General features: G+C 42.1%; 15 protein-coding genes and 1 pseudogene. 11 read left to right on the top strand and 5 right to left on the bottom strand.

Annotated elements, in window-relative coordinates; genetic code table 11:
- Positions 1–46: 46 nt before the first annotated feature.
- Both ACGF7G_RS09805 and ACGF7G_RS09810 read right to left on the bottom strand, forming a co-directional pair.
- Positions 47–664, bottom strand: coding sequence for a LysE/ArgO family amino acid transporter (locus ACGF7G_RS09805; RefSeq protein ID WP_387465068.1), 618 nt, complete (start codon positions 662–664; stop codon positions 47–49).
- A complete protein-coding gene (locus tag ACGF7G_RS09810; protein WP_387465070.1) occupies positions 648–1,796 on the bottom strand; it encodes a radical SAM protein in 1,149 nt (382 codons plus the stop codon). The genes ACGF7G_RS09805 and ACGF7G_RS09810 overlap by 17 nt, the downstream gene beginning before the upstream one ends.
- 470 nt (positions 1,797–2,266) lie before the next feature.
- Between ACGF7G_RS09810 and ACGF7G_RS09815 the strand changes: the two genes are divergently transcribed.
- From ACGF7G_RS09815 to ACGF7G_RS09825, 3 genes and pseudogenes are all read left to right on the top strand, one after another.
- On the top strand, positions 2,267–3,490 hold the full coding sequence (locus tag ACGF7G_RS09815) for an insecticidal delta-endotoxin Cry8Ea1 family protein (RefSeq protein WP_387465072.1): 1,224 nt from the start codon (positions 2,267–2,269) through the stop codon (positions 3,488–3,490).
- Between the two features lie 224 nt (positions 3,491–3,714).
- Positions 3,715–4,641: a DNA replication terminus site-binding protein gene (gene tus, locus ACGF7G_RS09820; RefSeq protein ID WP_387465143.1), complete on the top strand. Its 927-nt coding sequence runs from the start codon at positions 3,715–3,717 to the stop codon at positions 4,639–4,641.
- A gap of 41 nt (positions 4,642–4,682) precedes the next feature.
- Positions 4,683–4,763 (top strand): annotated as a pseudogene (locus ACGF7G_RS09825) (toxin-antitoxin system antitoxin component); the annotation flags it as partial.
- Positions 4,764–4,839: 76 nt separating this feature from the next.
- On the opposite strand, the gene fumC reads toward ACGF7G_RS09825, so the two are convergent.
- The gene (fumC, locus tag ACGF7G_RS09830; RefSeq protein ID WP_387465074.1) at positions 4,840–6,234 is read right to left on the bottom strand and encodes a class II fumarate hydratase; all 1,395 of its coding nucleotides are present in this window, start codon (positions 6,232–6,234) and stop codon (positions 4,840–4,842) included.
- 179 nt (positions 6,235–6,413) lie between these two features.
- Between fumC and manA the strand changes: the two genes are divergently transcribed.
- The 4 genes from manA to ACGF7G_RS09850 all read left to right on the top strand — a co-directional run bounded on the left by manA (position 6,414) and on the right by ACGF7G_RS09850 (position 11,061).
- A complete protein-coding gene (manA, locus tag ACGF7G_RS09835) occupies positions 6,414–7,589 on the top strand; it encodes a mannose-6-phosphate isomerase (protein WP_387465076.1) in 1,176 nt (391 codons plus the stop codon).
- 134 nt (positions 7,590–7,723) lie between these two features.
- Positions 7,724–9,274, top strand: coding sequence for a YdgA family protein (locus ACGF7G_RS09840; protein WP_387465078.1), 1,551 nt, complete (start codon positions 7,724–7,726; stop codon positions 9,272–9,274).
- Between the two features lie 76 nt (positions 9,275–9,350).
- Positions 9,351–10,352 carry an adenosine deaminase gene (add, locus tag ACGF7G_RS09845; RefSeq protein WP_387465080.1) on the top strand — a complete coding sequence of 334 codons (1,002 nt, stop codon included), beginning with the start codon at positions 9,351–9,353 and terminating at the stop codon, positions 10,350–10,352.
- A gap of 454 nt (positions 10,353–10,806) precedes the next feature.
- Positions 10,807–11,061 (top strand): hypothetical protein, encoded by a 255-nt coding sequence (locus ACGF7G_RS09850; protein WP_387465082.1) that lies wholly within the window; start codon positions 10,807–10,809, stop codon positions 11,059–11,061.
- Positions 11,062–11,338: 277 nt separating this feature from the next.
- Here ACGF7G_RS09850 and ACGF7G_RS09855 read toward each other — a convergent pair whose 3' ends face one another.
- Complete coding sequence (locus ACGF7G_RS09855; protein WP_387465084.1) at positions 11,339–12,316, bottom strand: bile acid:sodium symporter family protein; 978 nt, start codon at positions 12,314–12,316, stop codon at positions 11,339–11,341.
- A 65-nt stretch (positions 12,317–12,381) separates the two neighbouring features.
- Positions 12,382–13,419: an oxidoreductase gene (locus ACGF7G_RS09860; protein ID WP_387465086.1), complete on the bottom strand. Its 1,038-nt coding sequence runs from the start codon at positions 13,417–13,419 to the stop codon at positions 12,382–12,384.
- Between the two features lie 161 nt (positions 13,420–13,580).
- Between ACGF7G_RS09860 and ACGF7G_RS09865 the strand changes: the two genes are divergently transcribed.
- From ACGF7G_RS09865 to rsxC, 4 genes are all read left to right on the top strand, one after another.
- Entirely contained in the window at positions 13,581–14,021 is a 441-nt protein-coding gene (locus ACGF7G_RS09865; protein ID WP_387465088.1) for a DUF2569 domain-containing protein, read from the top strand.
- 106 nt (positions 14,022–14,127) lie between these two features.
- Entirely contained in the window at positions 14,128–14,709 is a 582-nt protein-coding gene (rsxA, locus tag ACGF7G_RS09870; RefSeq protein WP_011146612.1) for an electron transport complex subunit RsxA, read from the top strand.
- Positions 14,709–15,341, top strand: a complete 633-nt coding sequence (gene rsxB / locus ACGF7G_RS09875; RefSeq protein WP_387465090.1) for an electron transport complex subunit RsxB — start codon at positions 14,709–14,711, stop codon at positions 15,339–15,341. The genes rsxA and rsxB overlap by 1 nt, the downstream gene beginning before the upstream one ends.
- The gene (gene rsxC / locus ACGF7G_RS09880; RefSeq protein WP_387465092.1) at positions 15,334–17,565 is read left to right on the top strand and encodes an electron transport complex subunit RsxC; all 2,232 of its coding nucleotides are present in this window, start codon (positions 15,334–15,336) and stop codon (positions 17,563–17,565) included. The genes rsxB and rsxC overlap by 8 nt, the downstream gene beginning before the upstream one ends.
- Positions 17,566–17,577 lie beyond the last annotated feature (12 nt).

The following is a 17,577-nucleotide window of genomic DNA, read 5'->3' on the forward strand; positions in this document are numbered from 1 at the left end:
AGAAATTCAATTTAGTTTGGTTTGAGAAATCTGAACTTTTGTCAACTCAACCATCGAAAGTGCGTAATATCAGCCAACAAGCCGTAATGAATAGGATGACAGCGACAACACATTCCATAATGCAACGCTGCCAGGGTTTCGATATACAGGCTGAGAACCAGCGTGAACTGTAGGCCAGACCGTAGAACCACATGGCCGAGGCCGTAAGCGCGCCAGCCACGAACAAAATCCGATGATTGGCAGGGTAAGGCGCTGCCGTTGATCCCAGGATGACAACAGTTTCCAGCAGAGCTAAAGGGTTCAGGAACGAGAGAGCAAGCCCACGCTTTACCATGTTGAAGGGACGGGTATTTTGTTGCCCGCCTAGGGAAATAACCGCCCCTCCCTCATTCATAGCCCGGCGCCCCGCCTGGAACGTCAGGAATAGCAAGAACATTACCGTGAGTAACGTCAAAGCCACCGTAATTCCCCGGTTTAACGCAATGATACTTCCAACACCCAACGCACCTGTGATAATCAGGATGACATCGCAAATCACGAAAACCGAAGCGAGTAAGCCAACACGGTCGTTCAACAAACCGACCCGGAGAATTTCCATGTTTTGAGGGCCAATCGAAACAACAAGCCCTAAGCAAAGAATAAAACCATTAACTAACGCTAACATAATCTTTCCAAAGCATCGTTTCGATATCACCCGGTATATCCAGATTTGCAGGAAAATCTGGATAACGGATCGTTTTGCCGTCACGTTCAAAAATTGCTGTCCCCAAATCAGCGTCGTAGTGTGTTATATCTTCCCTTCGCACTTTTCCTACTTTAGTATCCATGACAAATCGCGTGGAATTTATCCAAGATGGGCTACGCCAGTTCAATTCGTTAATGATGTTCATCAAACGAGCCAAATTTATGCGAAATGGCACCGAAAAATTAATTGGATCAGGAATGAAAACAGAGAGGTTTCTAATTCCGAGGCGATCTAGTGTTTCAAGATGCCTTCTCAAGATTTCTGGATGATCATTTATTTGCCGAAGTATAGGAAATTGATTATAGCATGGTATCCCCGCTTCCTGAATACGCTTAATCATCTTTCGAACGACGTCACAGAGTTCATACGGGTGTGTCAGATGGAATACAAGACGTACCCCGGTAGATGCTAGAAGTTTTAACTTCTCATCACTCTTAAAAACTTGGGGGGAATAGCTGATTGTTTTTGTGTGGATTCGGATTGATCTCACTTGTTTATGGGATTTTATCGTAGAAAAGATGCTTTTTAATAACTCTGTAGGAAGTGTCATCGGGTCACCTCCAGATAAAATCACCTCCTCTACATCAGGATGCGTGCTGAGATAGGAATCCAATTCCAATATCGCCTTATCAAAAATTTTCTTTCCAGTTTCGTGTTGTTCAGAAAGAACATCTTGGCGAAAACAATATTGGCAATGTGATGCACATGTTGAGGTAGGCATAAATAACATTCGGTTCTGATACTTCTGGATAATGTTGCCAAGAGCATCGTCAGGCATATTTTCGCGGTCATCGACAAAATCAGCTACCTCACCAGGTGCGCGCACCAATAAACGCTCTTTCATTGGATAAACCATCCGATGGAGCGGGCCTTCAGTATGGCCAAGTGCGGTAATTTCCTCGTCAATTTTCCGCTGAAAGAACCTGGTTACTTTAATCGGTAAAAGATGATCGCGAGCATTCATCAATCTGAACGCTTCATTAATTTTTAACTGTTGTGTTGGGCTTGTTCGTAAATGCCCAGAGTCCTCTTTGATTATTAAATTGTTCATAATATCGACCTCAAAAACAACATTGACACAGTGAATTAACTTGCTGGTAAGTCGCGGTGATGCCTTTAAGCATAGGATAAGGAATGTTATTGCACTATTAACACCATCACAATTATTAATTAAATTTATGTTTTTGTCAGAATATTCAGGAGTAAACCTTAGAATATGACTTCTCTTTTTCTGACTAAAATTTCTTTACCTACGTTTATGCTCTGCTCTGACTAAAATATCAGGAATACTATCAGTCGGGATTATAATCATTCTAACTATGCACCATATTGAATATTCTATAATTAATATCTTTATAAAGTTTAATATAAAAATCATAACCGAATTAAATCCCAAAAGATTAAAATAATAATCCTTGTTTACCAACCGAATATTAAAAAAATGAAATTCCATTTCATCAAACGGTCGTGTAATATAATTAAAAACAAGAATGTATTTTATAACCAAATAAGGTAACTAAAATGACAATATCATTGGAAAATAATATAGATGTACAAGACAATAACATTAAATTACACCATTTGACTTTAGAAGCGTTAGATATGATTAAAAAGAAAAATTTTAATCAGTCAGATTCTGTGTCTCCACAAGGTGTTGTATCCAGTGTATTAAGTATTTTATTAAAACTGACGTACAAAAAACTGACAGAACCTAAAGAAGTCGATGTCATTGGAATTATTCAAGATACATTAATTAAATATACTAGCGAATGGTTAGAAGCAGAGTATCAAGCCGTAAGAAAAGATGCGGAAAGTTTACAAGATGCCATCTCATCTTATCAAAAAAATCCCACAGATGAAGCAAGACAATTAATTGTAGTTCGTAATGAGATTGCGATAGCGGATATGCGTCGTTTGTGTATTCTCAGCATTAATACAGCGAAAAAAAACAGTATTACGCTCTTATCCAGCATTTGTGCCCTTTCCTGTTTATTATATTTTTTTACATTAAGAGATACCTTGGTTAATGGATCGGAATGGGGTTATTCAACTGATGATCTTCAAAAATACAGCAAAGCAATAGCCGAACAAGCAGATATTATGTTTAACGATATTATAATTGCTGCTATTAATAACTATAACAGTGATGATTTTAGAGAACCGGAGACACAGGCAAAGCGTTCAATAATATATTGGACAAGTGACTATACTAATATTCAATCCCATTTAACTTTTGGTGCACAACGAAAATCTTCACGTGTCTGTTTAGATCCAAGTGATACGGATAATTTATTTATCGATCATAACTACAATAATATTTTTCTCGGCGATGTATTTTTGAATGGTGGTTGGTCATCTAGAGATGGTGGCTATAATTATCTTTCAGCAACAGAACCGCAAACGTATGAGCGTGGCCCGACTCAAATTACCTTACAGGTTAAATCGGCAGGACGGTATCGTTTACGAATGTATTATGCCTATATGGCAGATTCATTCAATTTTGATTTAGCAGTCCAAATGAAGCTAGAACAATCAAACAGCACTATTTTCGATAAAAATATCAAATTCTTTACCGAAAGAGTTTTAACACCTTATAAATCAGGTTCAAACTACGGGCCGGTTGTATATCGGACAACTGAGGTTGATTTAGAGGCAGGGCCTCTATTGTTAACATTGCATGAAGAAGCAGGTAAATCTTTATCTGGTTATGGGTTAATTCAGCATATTGAATTTTTAGGACTATGATGTTGCATGAGATTGTTGCCTAAGCCTTGGTAACAATCTTCCCTATTTAGTGCTACTTTCGCCAAATAGCATACAGTTTTGGCGGAGTAGCACTAAATTTATAAAGTAAATTGACTTACTGGCAAGTTGTGGTTGGAGCCGATTGGAAATTTGACTGATGAGCTTGAAGTTTGCACTTTTTGTTCTATAATCAAAGGTATGTTGTAACTAATTTTGTTATTCATATGAATAAATACTTATCAATTGAAGATTTGAATCGTTGTTTTCAAAAACAAGAAAATAAATTGAGACAACTGTATGAGCTCCTTCATAGCTATTCTTTATTAGCCGCCCGTGTGTTTGTTCTGCCTGATGTTAAAAAAGGCAGCGAACATGAGCCAATAACAGAAATAACCGTTAATGGAATTTCAGGTAATGAAGCATTAAATTTGGGTTTAAACCATTATCAGAGGCTATTTATACACCACAATAATCAAAATATTAGCAGCAAAGCGGCTGTTCGCTTGCCGGGTGTATTATGTTTTTCTGTAGATCAACAGCAATACCACTCTGCTTTAAATCTGATCGAGGAGATTAATCAGTTAAAAGCAGAACTTGAACACATCGTCACGGTACAATCAGGTGTGAATAAAGAGCAGCGGTTTGAGTTTGTTCATCATCAATTACATGGATTAATTACACTAAACGCCTACAGAACAATCACTCCCCTTCTCAATCCTGATTCAGTGCGTTTTGGTTGGGCGAATAAAAACATTATTAATAAAGTCACAAAAAACCAAATTTTGGCGCGTTTGGAGAAAAGTTATCACTCAGGGCGTGCTGTTTCCCCCTATTCCCGGGAACAATGGGCAGAATTTGTTGCCAAAGAAATTACCGATATAAAAAAATTGCCGGAGGATGTGATTTTAAAAATAAAACGGCCAGTGAAAGTACAACCTATTGCACGGGTTTGGTATGCAGAGCAGCAAAAGCAAGTGCAATATGCCTGCCCTCTTCCATTAATTGCGTTTTATGTTAACTGTGGCGGGATCCTACCAAAGATCGGCGAACTGCCTGATTACGATGCCAATGCAATAGTGCATCGCTATAAACCCAAAGTTAAACCATTGGAATTGGTTATTTCAAGACTGCATTTGTATCGTGAAATTTAGTGCACATAAAACACAAAGCAACCCACTTTGGAAAACGGTTGGATGGCGACAAAGATAAAGCAGCTCAGTGGATGAAACGCCCCGTTCGAGGGTTAGGATATGTCACGCTTGAATCAATGCTGTATCGTGATCCTATACCGGCTTATACGAAAACAAAAACCGGAACACAAGGCTCCGGTTCAAATAGCTAAACAGTCATTATTTCAAGCTGCCAACCATATCTTCAGGACGAACCCACTCATCAAACTCAGTTTCTGTCAGATAACTCAGTTTCATTGCAGATTGTTTCAAAGTCAGCCCTTCTTTATGCGCTTTCTTCGCAATTTCCGCGGCTTTGTCATAACCGATATGAGTATTCAGCGCCGTGACCAGCATCAACGATTCATTCAGCAACTGCGTAATACGATCGCGATTAGGCTCGATACCGACAGCACAATGTTCATTGAAGCTGCGCATACCATCAGCCAGCAGGCGAACAGACTGCAGGAAGTTATCAATAACCATCGGACGGAACACGTTCAGTTCAAAGTTGCCAGAAGCACCACCCATATTGATAGCCACATCATTACCCATGACCTGGGCGCAAAGCATCGTGACCGCTTCACACTGAGTCGGGTTAACTTTGCCTGGCATGATTGAACTGCCGGGTTCGTTTTCAGGAATTGAAATTTCACCGATACCACAGCGAGGACCAGAAGCCAGCCAACGAACATCGTTAGCAATTTTCATCATGGATGCAGCTAGACCTTTCAATGCACCGTGAGAATGAACCAGAGCATCACAGGTAGCCAGCGCTTCAAATTTATTGGGTGCGGTAACAAATGGATGACTGGTCAATTCAGCCAGCTTTTTAGCAACACGCACAGCGTATTCAGGATGGGTATTCAGACCAGTACCAACAGCCGTTCCGCCCAATGCCAGTTCACAAACATGTGGAATACTGTCTTCGATGTGCTTCAGGTTATGCGTCAACATGGCCACCCAACCCGAAATTTCCTGACCCAGGGTCAATGGCGTCGCGTCTTGCAGGTGAGTACGGCCAATTTTGACAATATCCTTATAAGCTTCGGCTTTATCAGCCAATGTTTTTTGTAATACTTTCAGCTCAGGGATAAGGTGCTCACGCAGCGCGATAACGGCGGCAACATGCATTGCTGTTGGGAAAACGTCGTTCGAACTCTGGCTCTTGTTCACATCATCATTAGGATGGATAAGGCGTTCACTGCCCCGTACCCCGCCAAGGATCTCGCTACCACGGTTCGCCAACACTTCGTTCATGTTCATGTTACTTTGTGTTCCGGAACCGGTCTGCCAGATAGCAAGAGGAAATTCTGTCGGATGTTTACCTTCCAGCACTTCTTTCGCGGCAGCGATAATTGCGTCACTACGTTCTTTCGGCAGAAGAGCCAAATCCATATTCACACTGGCCGCAGCCTGTTTGGTCAACGCAAGAGCATGGATCAATGCAACAGGCATTTTCTCCTGCGAAATGCGGAAATGCTCCAGTGAACGTTGAGTTTGCGCTCCCCATAATTGGTCAGCAGGTACTTCGATAGGCCCCATTGAGTCTTTTTCAATGCGAGTGGCTGCCATTATTACTATCTCCTTAACACACAGAATAATCGAATATGCATAACCAGCCTTTGCAGATAAACTGATTGGCATTCCATTATCATGCCACATATTAGTTCCTGATTATGCCGACCAAGTCGTGTTTATTGTATTGTGGCCTGAAGGAAATAGATTGATTTTTTAAAAAGAGAGCAACGACCATGTTGAAGATGATAAATCAAATCCAACACTATTCATGGGGGAGTAAAACCGCCCTGACTCATATTTATGGTGTTGAAAACCCAGATGATTTGCCAATGGCTGAATTATGGATGGGTGCCCATCCTAAAAGCAGTTCGATTGTGGCAGATCCTGAAACTGGCAAACCAGTTGCTTTAAATGAATTAATCGCCAGTGATCCGGAAAAATATCTGGGGAAAAAGGTTTCGGACAGATTTCACCGTTTACCGTTCTTATTTAAAGTATTGTGCGCAGCTCAACCTCTCTCTATTCAGGTTCATCCTGATAAAACATCCGCCGAAGAAGGTTTTACCAAAGAGAACACCGCCGGTATTCCACTGAACTCACCTGAAAGAAATTACAAAGATGATAACCATAAGCCCGAATTGGTTTATGCCCTGACGCCTTTTCGGGCCATGAATGGGTTCCGTCCATTAAACGAAATTGCACAGTTATTGGCAGTTGTTACCGCCGCGCATCCCAAGATTCAGTTTTTCATTCAGAAACCAGACGAACAGAATCTGGCTTTTTTATTTTCCCAATTACTCCATATGAAAGGTAAACAAAAACAGTTGGCGCTGGGTGTATTAAAATCAGCATTAAACAGCCGTATTGGCGAACCGTGGGATACCATTAAAAAAATGACGGCGTTTTATCCTGACGACAATGGCCTGTTTATCCCACTTTTACTCAATGTTATTGAACTTGAACCCGGCCAGGCGATGTTTTTATGTGCCCGTACGCCTCACGCTTATCTGGAAGGTGTTGCCCTTGAAGTTATGGCAAATTCAGATAATGTCCTGCGAGCGGGTTTGACCAATAAACATATGGATATTCCTGAGTTAATGGCAAACCTTGATTTTGTATCAAAACCAATAAACACATTATTAACCCTGCCAAAACAGCAAAAAACAGTGCAAAACTTCCCTATTCCTATCAATGATTTCACATTTTCTGTTTATTCTTTATCAGAACAGCCAATTATTCTTGAAAATGATTCAGCATCGATTGTTTTTTGTATTGAAGGTCAAACAGTTATACAATCTGGAGAACACCAATTAAACATTTTCCCAGGTGAGTCAGTATTTATCTCTGCGGCAGAAAAAGCTGTGATTATTCACGGTAATGGTTTTACCGCCCGGGTTTTTAATCAATAATGCGGATCTGGGTTTAAAATTTAATTCATAGGCTGTTAAACGCGACGTAAATTCCAAGTGGTGTTAACGGCCATTTTTATACAAGAGAGTACATATTACCTGCGAAATATGTACTGAAAGGATGGATTTTCATTATGAAAAAATCGTTAGTGGCAGTAGGTGTCATTGTTGCCTTAGGTGCAGCCTGGACTGGGGCTTCATGGTATACAGGTAAGCAAATCGAACAACGTATCGGCCAATCAGTTTCCCACGCAAATGCTGAATTGGAAAAAGCATTCCCTGAAACGGGTCTGGTACTACAGAGTAAAGATTTCCATCGCGGGATATTCAGTTCTGATGTGCAGCTTGTCCTGACGGTTAAAGATGGCGTTAAAAACGCAGAAATCAAGCCGGGTGAAGAGATTTCAATTAAGTCTGTGATTGATCACGGCCCTTTCCCGCTAGCACAAGTGAAGAAATTGACACTTATTCCCAGCATGGCTTCCGTTCATTCCGAACTGGAAAATAACGAAGCACTAAAACCACTATTCGAAATGACTAAGGGAAAATCCCTGTTCGCTGCTGATTCCCGTGTTAGTTATAGCGGTTCTGTTATTTCCGATGTGGATATCATCCCCGTCGATTTTGAACAAAATGGGGCTAAATTCAATTTTTCCGGTGCTAAATTGACTTCAGATCTCAGCCGTGATCTGAAAGAGATATCACTGGCAATAAAGAGTGACCAACTGACTATCAATAAAAACAATGAAAATTTCGTTGTTAAAGGTGTTGATGTAAACCTATCCAACAAAAAAGGCAAATTTGATATCTATGTTGGTGATCAAAACATCAACATTCAGGAAATCAGCCTGAAAGGGATCGGCAATGAAGATATGGTTCTTTCCGGTGTTAAGATAAATTCAAACATCGGTGAAGACGAAACTAACCTGAAAGGGAAAGTCACTTATAGCTTAGATAGCCTCAAACTGAAAAATACCGATTTCGGTTCAGGGAAATTTGCTATTACTGCGGATCGTTTGGATGGTGAATCTGTCCGTAAATTTACCCAAGCGTACAATGATGCCACAGCTAAATCCCTCGCGTCTGGTGATCTTTCTTCCGATGCTACAAACGCGGCCATTATTGACGCCGTTTTTTCTAACTTTCCTATCCTGCTGAAAAACAATCCACAATTTGGTATCGAGCCACTGACCTGGAAAAATGCCAAAGGTGAAAGCAGCATCAGTTACAAAGTCAGCTTGAAAAACTTACCAAAAGATAAAAGCAATCTGTCTGCAATGAAAACCGAAGACGCTATCCGCACTTTAATTCAGGATATGTCTTTGAATGTCACCTTACCAAAACCCATGATGACTGAGTTCGCAACCCAGGCAATGATGATGAATGGTATGGATAAAGCGAAAGCTGAGGGTGATGCGGCAAAACAGATAGAACAGTTTGAACAATTCGGCCAACTGTTTAAAATCACCACTGTTGATAAAGATGCCATCAGCATTAAGTTTAACTATGCAGACGGTAATGTCGAAATGAACGGTAAGAAAATGCCCTTACATCAGTTCATGTCTGAATACCATTTAGCTGACCCTTCTGATGATGGGGCAACGCCAGAGCAAATAATGCCAGAAAACGACACTCACAACAGTAAAAAGGTACAAATAGAAGGTACTGTGAAACCTGCGCAATAAAACAGCCATAAACGTTTTGTTAAATTGCCAGTCAACTAATTTGACTGGCTTTTTTATATAAAAAAGGACTTGGAATATGATTGACATACAGCTCCCGCTGACAGATTTACACCGTCATCTTGATGGAAATATCCGGCCAGCGACCATTTTAGATCTTGCCCGCCAGCATAATATCCAACTTCCGGCTAATAACCTGGAATCACTGCTCCCCCACGTGCAAATTATTGGCAATGAACCCGATCTCGTCAGCTTTTTGCAAAAATTGGATTGGGGAGTGGCGGTGCTGGCTGATTTGGATGCCTGTCGTCGTGTTGCTATCGAGAATGTTGAAGATGCTGTCAATGCCGGATTGGATTATGCCGAGTTACGTTTCTCCCCTTATTACATGGCAATGAAGCATCAATTGCCGATTGAAGGCATTGTTGAAGCAGTTATCGATGGTATCCATTCTGCCTGTCAAAATAACGATATCGATATTCGTCTTATCGGTATTCTGAGCAGAACGTTTGGTGAACAAGCCTGTACTCAGGAGCTGGCTGGTCTGCTGGCTCACCACCAGCATATTACCGCACTGGATCTGGCGGGTGATGAGTTAGGTTTCCCCGGACATCTTTTCCAGTCTCATTTTACCAAAGCCCGTGATGCCGGCTGGCAAATAACCGTCCATGCCGGCGAAGCGGCTGGCGCTGAAAGTATTTGGCAGGCTATTCGTGAATTAGGTGCGACGCGGATTGGTCATGGTGTAAAAGCGATTACTGATCCGGCTCTGATGGATTATTTGGTTGAAAATCGTATCGGTATTGAATCCTGTTTAACCTCAAACCTTCAGACCAGCACCGTTAATTCTTTACTGGACCATCCACTGAAACAATTCCTGGAAAAAGGTATTCTTGCTTCTATCAATACGGATGATCCCGCAGTTGAAGGTATTGAGATCCACCATGAATATGCAGTAGCCGCACCTGCCGCGGGTTTATCTACCGTTCAAATCCGTCAGGCTCAAATGAATGGGCTGGAAACCGCTTTTATCAGTGATGTAGAAAAACAGGCATTACGCGTGAAAGCAGCAAACCGTTAAATATATAAACAGTTCAGGAATGGGGTTTCCATTCCTGATTAGGATTATTTACTTGGAGTAATTTAACACTCAATAAAATCAGGTGCCAAACTGAATGTACAAACGATAAATCTTTTCTCATTATTCATTTCAAAATCTTAAAAAATATATCGAATTATTTAAGTACAACTTAAACCAACTTATTTGTCATATTTTTAGCATAAATCATATTAGAACCCTACGTCATATCAACACAGATTTGTCTAGATTCAACTCAGCAATACTCTATAGCTGTTTTTTACCCAAACCCTAAAAAACTAAAATATTAAAATATTAAACAGAATACCCTGCCAGCATTCTTTTCATCAGGTGATGGTGAATCTCATTTACTACCGTGTTGCATTTGTATCCTTATAGTCTTATTCTTACTTTAGAAGTAATCAATTGACTGTCTTATGTTTTAGAGGATGAAAAAATGGCTTCACTTACAGCAGTTAAAGCACTCAAAGCATCGGGTTTTAACGATGAGCAATCTGAAAAAATCGTTGAAATTATTGCGGAACTACAAAACACAAGTGCCGCCACCAAAGCAGATCTGACAGCGGCTACCGAAAGCATTAAAACCGATATTAATACTATAAAAACAGATTTAGATTGGATGAAAAAACTGATATTAGCCGTTGACATTGCTGTTGTCATCGCGGCATTGAAATATATCTTTATCGGTTAATGTATTATGAGATTAATCGAGAATTATACTCCTCGTCAGCGGATATTTTATGTAACTTAAAAGATGCTTTGCACTTTGCAGAGCAAAAGATGGCGGGAGTATGCGAAGGGCAGTCCTAAGGCTATGAATGTGTTCAAATTAAGAAAAGTATCTAAAGTGTAACATTGCATTCATTGGATTAATGGAGAAATTTAAACAGAAACTTACAATTTTAAGCTCCACAGCCCAATATTACATTGTTGTAAATATATTAATTGCAATTAATATATTTACACATCTATTTCCGTCTTGACCTCCGCGCATAACGTTGCGCTAATACCGCGCAGACCATCAATTGAATCTGATGAAAAATCATCAACGGTAACAACATCACACCAACAGTCGCAGCCGGGAACAAAACATTCGCCATCGGCACACCATTAGCCAAGCTCTTTTTCGAACCACAAAAGACAATAGTAATTTCGTCTTCTTTATTAAAACCTAACCAGCGAGCGATATAAGTATTAATCATCAGCACAACTGCCAGCAAAATACAGCAAACAACCCCAATCATTAATAGCGAATAGCCATCAATCTTATGCCAGATACCTTCTACCACCGCCTCACTAAAAGCCACATAAACCACCAGAAGAATTGATGACCGGTCTGTTATATTAACCAGTTTTTTATGTCTCTCCACCCAACGTGCAATCAATGGCCGTGACAGATGCCCGATAATAAAGGGAACCATTAATTGAAGCACAATGGATTTTATTGCTTCCAATGTATCAGCGCTGCCTTCACCTTGTGTATGGATCATCAACCCGACTAATATTGGTGATAAAAACACCCCCAAAATACTGGATGCCGAAGCACTGCAAATAGCCGCAGCAACATTACCACCCGCAACAGAAGTAAAAGCAATAGCGGATTGAACCGTGGCCGGTAAAGCGCAAAGGTAAAGAAATCCCCAATAAACTGTCGAGGTCATGATCTCAGGGACCAGCAGATTCAACCCTAATCCGATAATCGGGAATAAGACAAAGGTGCTGAGAAAAACCACCAAATGCAGCCGCCAATGCCCCATACCAGCAATAATGGCTTGCCGGGATAATTTAGCCCCATGCATAAAGAACAGCAAAGCAATAGCAGCCTTCGTCAGCCATTGAAACCAGACTTTTATTTCTCCCTCACAAGGCAAGAATGTCGCAATAACAACTACCGTCACTAATATCATCAAAAAAGGATCTATTTTTAACTTTTGCCACCAAGTCATTAGTTATTTTCCTTGTTTTGCCAATAGTTAGCCCGGCAAGCCGGACTAATCAATAAAAGTTACGATTAAACTGCCACTGTACGTTGCTGTTTTGCAGACTCAGTACCCGCTTCAATTAATTTCATGATTTGAATGGCTTCACTTGCCGTTACCGGATTGGGTTTGCCTATCGTAATTGCATCACGGATCGCAGCATAATAAGCAGAATAATTACCGGGCAACGTCGGGATATATTCAGTCACTAATTCATTTTCACGTGACAACGTCACAATTCCATCACGAATATCATATCCCCAATCAGCATGTGGCGGCCTTTCCCCGACTTTCAATCGTTCTTCCTGAGGATCAAGGCCATATTTCACATAGCTGCCTTCCATACCATGCAGCGTATAAACCGCAGACTCAGCCGCCGCCAGTGTTGTTGCGTGAAGAACCACTTTGATATCCGGATAATTCAGCAATACATGAAAATAATCCACCGCTTCGGTCTGTGGACGGATCATCCCCAAATCAGCCGTAATGGATTGCGGTTTACCAAACAATTGAACCGCCTGATCAAGTAAATGAGGACCTAAATCATACCAAATACCGCTGCCTTCTCCTGCCGCCTCACGCCATCTTTGACGTACAACCGGACGATAGCGGTCAAAATGAGATTCGAAATATCTCAATTTGCCTAATCGATTTTCTTTAATCAGAGATTTTATCGTCAGAAAACCGGAATCCCAACGGCGGTTATGAAATACAGAAAGTAATAATCCCGCCTGTTCTGCCTGTTGCTTTAAAGATTCGGCCTGCTCAACTGTAATGGTAAAGGGTTTATCCACCACAACATGTTTACCGGCTGCCAGCGCCTGCTGCGCCAAAGGGTAATGAGTGTCATTAGGCGTAGGAATAACTATCAAATCAATTTCAGGATCATTGAAAAGATCCTCAGGGTGGGATACGACCGCAATATTTGGCCAGTCTGTTTTCACTTTTTCAGCGTTACTACTGGAAATGGCAACCAATCTAACACCGGCAGCCCCGGCAATTAATGGTGCATGGAAGGTTTTACTGGCATAACCATAACCCACTAACCCAACCTTTAACAGGTCACTCATAACAGGCCCTCAAACTTATTATTCATATGCTGCAATTCAACATCAGTAAAAAATATCATCAGTGATTACCGTTGCGCAAATTATCTCTGACCCCATCTATTCACTAATCCGGCAGAATCGCCTACTATTTCTTTTTCACATAGCTTTATTGGGAATAGCTTATGTATAAAACTAATGATTACCACAGAATTAATGGCTGGATTCTGGCCCCAGCTGCTTATCTGATCATGACCTTTCTCAGTGCTAGTGTCATGCTCGCTTTATATATTATGACTTTTCTCAGTCAAAACCCTTCATTGAGCCTCGGAAATAATCACTTTACTTTAATGTGGTTTCTTTCCGTTGCCATTACAACGGTAATGTGGTGTTTCACTCTATGGGTATTAAAACTGCTTTTCCGCCGGTCAAAAAGATTCCCTCAATGCTTTATTATCTGGCTTATCGTTACCGTATTAATTGCATTAAAAACGTTCGCCTTCTCCCCCATTCCTGATCAAATTGCTCTCCGGGCATTGGCATGGCCATTATTAGCCGCCGCTATTTTTGTTCCCTACATTAAGCATTCTCAGCGGGTCAAAATGACTTTCACACAAGATCGATAACCGCAATTTTCTTTGATTGTTATCATAACAATAGCTTGCCCCACAGTAAGGTGAGGGCATTTTTATAATCTTATAAAAAGTAAACGACTCTATTTCAGGCACAGCAATGACTGACTACTTTCTTTTATTTGTCGGAACCGTATTGGTTAACAATTTCGTTCTGGTGAAATTTCTTGGCTTATGTCCTTTTATGGGCGTCTCTAAAAAGCTGGAAACCGCCATCGGGATGGGATTTGCCACAACATTTGTGATGACATTGGCCTCAGTATGTTCATGGCTGGTGAATACCTTTATTTTACTACCATTGGACTTAATCTATCTGCGTACCCTGAGTTTCATTCTTGTCATTGCCGTTGTGGTACAATTCACAGAACTCGTTGTACGTAAAACCAGCCCGACGCTATACCGGTTACTGGGTATTTTCCTGCCGTTGATTACGACTAACTGTGCTGTGCTGGGTGTGGCGCTGCTGAATATCAATCAATCACACGATTTTCTGCAATCCGCTATTTATGGATTCGGGGCTGCCGCAGGTTTTTCTCTGGTAATGGTACTGTTTGCCGCTATTCGTGAACGCCTGGCTGTTGCCGATGTCCCCGCCCCCTTCAAAGGCTCATCTATCGGCCTGATTACCGCAGGATTAATGTCCCTGGCTTTTATGGGTTTTAGTGGTTTGGTGAAGTTCTGATGATATCGTTATGGATTGCTATTGGTGCGCTAAGTGCACTAGGGTTAATTTTTGGGTTAATCCTGGGTTTTGCTGCCCGTCGTTTTCAGGTGGAAGAAGATCCTATCGTTGAAAACATTGATGATATTTTGCCTCAAAGCCAGTGTGGACAATGTGGTTATCCTGGCTGCCGCCCTTATGCCGAAGCGGTGGCGAATAATGGTGAGATGATTAACAAATGCGCGCCTGGTGGTGAACAAGCCATGCTGAAAATCTCAGAGCTGCTTGGTGTCGATCCACAACCACTGGATGGTGATGAAAGCGTAAAAAACCCCGTCCGCAAAGTCGCATTTGTTGATGAAGAGAATTGCATTGGCTGCACTAAATGTATTCAGGCCTGCCCTGTAGACGCTATCGTCGGTGCAACCCGCGCCATGCATACCGTTGTTGAGGATTTATGTACCGGATGCGACCTGTGCGTTGCTCCTTGCCCGACAGACTGTATTACGATGATCCCTGTAGCAACAACTACTGCGAACTGGAAGTGGGATTTAAAAACCATTCCGGTAAAAAATATCACTGTTCAGCCATCCCAGGCAGCTTCCATTAACAGTATCCCGGTTAAAAACATTGAGGTTGAACACCATGCTTAATTTGTTCAATTTACTCAACAAAAACAAAATCTGGGATTTTGAAGGTGGTATTCACCCACCTGAAATGAAGTTACAATCCAGTCAGACACCATTGCGCATTGCACCACTGCCAGACGAGTTAATCATCCCGCTGCAACAACATTTGGGTACCGAAGGTGAATTGCTGGTTGAAGCCGGTGATAAAGTGCTTAAAGGCCAACCTCTGACGTTTGGCACTGGCCGTACCGTCCCGGTTCACGCATCAACTTCCGGTACCATCATTGCCATTGAACCCTGCATAACAGCACACCCATCCGGGCTGAAAGAGTTGTGTGTTCGTTTGCTCCCTGATGGTGCAGATCAATGGTGTAAACGCATTCAGACACCTGATTATCAATCACTTGATGCAGACACGATCCTTAACCTCATCCATCAGGCAGGGATCGCCGGTTTAGGTGGCGCGGGCTTTCCTACCGCAGCCAAACTGCAAAGTAGTCGGCATGGTATCAAGACGCTGATCATCAATGCCGCAGAATGCGAGCCTTATATTACCGCTGATGACCGCTTAATGCAGGAACATGCGAACGAACTTATTGAAGGCACTCGTATTCTGGAACATCTGCTTAAACCAGAGCAGATCCTGATTGGTATAGAAGATAATAAACCAGAAGCAATAAAAGCACTGAAAACCGCTCTAAACGGCGATAACGCTATTATCGTCCGGGTTATTCCGACCAAATACCCTTCCGGAGGTGCGAAACAACTGACCAAAATTTTGACCGGAAAAGAAGTACCTTCCGGTGGACGTTCCTCTACTATCGGTGTTCTGATGCAAAACGTCGGGACTGTGGTTGCGATCAAACGAGCCATTATTGACGGCGAACCTTTGATTGAACGTATCGTCACCCTTACCGGCGAAGCAGTAGCTTCACCGGGTAACTTCTGGGCACGACTCGGAACGCCGGTACAATTTCTTCTCCAATTAGCCGGTTTTCAACCACAATCAGAACAAATGGTGATTATGGGTGGCCCTCTGATGGGATTCACTCTGCCTGACTTGAATGTACCGGTTGTTAAAATCAGTAACTGCATTCTGGCGCCATCACATCAGGAAATGGATTCAAATACAGCGGAAGAGGCTTGTATCCGTTGTGGGTTATGTGTGGAAGCCTGCCCTGCCAATTTATTGCCACAACAACTCTATTGGTTCAGCCGTGGACAAGAGCATGAGAAAGCCAGAGATCACAATCTGTTCGACTGTATTGAATGTGGTGCCTGTGCTTATGTCTGCCCGAGTAATATTCCGCTGGTGCAATATTACCGCCAGGAGAAAGCTGAAATTCGGGCTTTGGATCAGGAGAACCTCCGTTCAGCCGAAGCCAAAATTCGTTTCGAAGCTAAGCAAGCTCGTATGGAACGGGAGAAACTGGCCCGTGAAGAACGCCATAAAAAAGCCGCTGTCCAAATCGATAATACCGATAAAAGCGCTGTACAAGCCGCGCTCTCCCGTGTGAAGGAAAAACAAGCTGACGCAAGCAAAGTTGTTTCTATAGAGCCGGGACAAGTGCCAGACAATTCAGCCATCATCGCCGCCCGTCAGGCAAGAAAAGAGCAGCTTCGTGCTCGTCAGGCGGAAAAACAAGCTACTGAAAATACCAATACTGTTACACCTGAACCAACAGGTTCAGAAGATCCTCGCAAAGCCGCATTGGCAGCCGCAATTGCCAGAGCTAAAGCGAAGAAAGCCACTCAAAGCCAAGAAGTGACACCGTCACTTAAAACAATAGAACCAGAATCTACCGCTGATGAAAAGCAAGATTCTCGTCAGGATGCGGTCGCAGCTGCCATTGCCCGTGTTAAAGCCAAGAAAGCTCAAACACAGCAACTAACTGAAATTCAGGCAGAAACACCACCAACAGAAGAAACTGATCCGCGTAAAGCTGCCGTTGCCGCCGCTATCGCACGTGCCAAAGCCAAGAAAACCGCTCAAACACAGCAATTAACTGAAATTCAGGCAGAAACACCACCAACAAAGGAAACGGATCCGCACAAAGCTGCCGTTGCCGCCGCTATCGCACGTGCTAAAGCCAAGAAAACCGCTCAAACACAGCAAGTAACCGACATTCAGGCAGAAGCACCACCAGCAGAAGAATCAGATCCACGCAAAGCTGCCGTTGCCGCCGCTATTGCCAGAGTTAAGGCAAAGAAAGCCGCTCAGGAACAACAGAAAATTTCAACAGAATAGTGATTATTATCA

The organism is Photorhabdus sp. RM323S (assembly GCF_042879375.1).
Classification (GTDB): Bacteria; Pseudomonadota; Gammaproteobacteria; order Enterobacterales; family Enterobacteriaceae; genus Photorhabdus; species Photorhabdus tasmaniensis.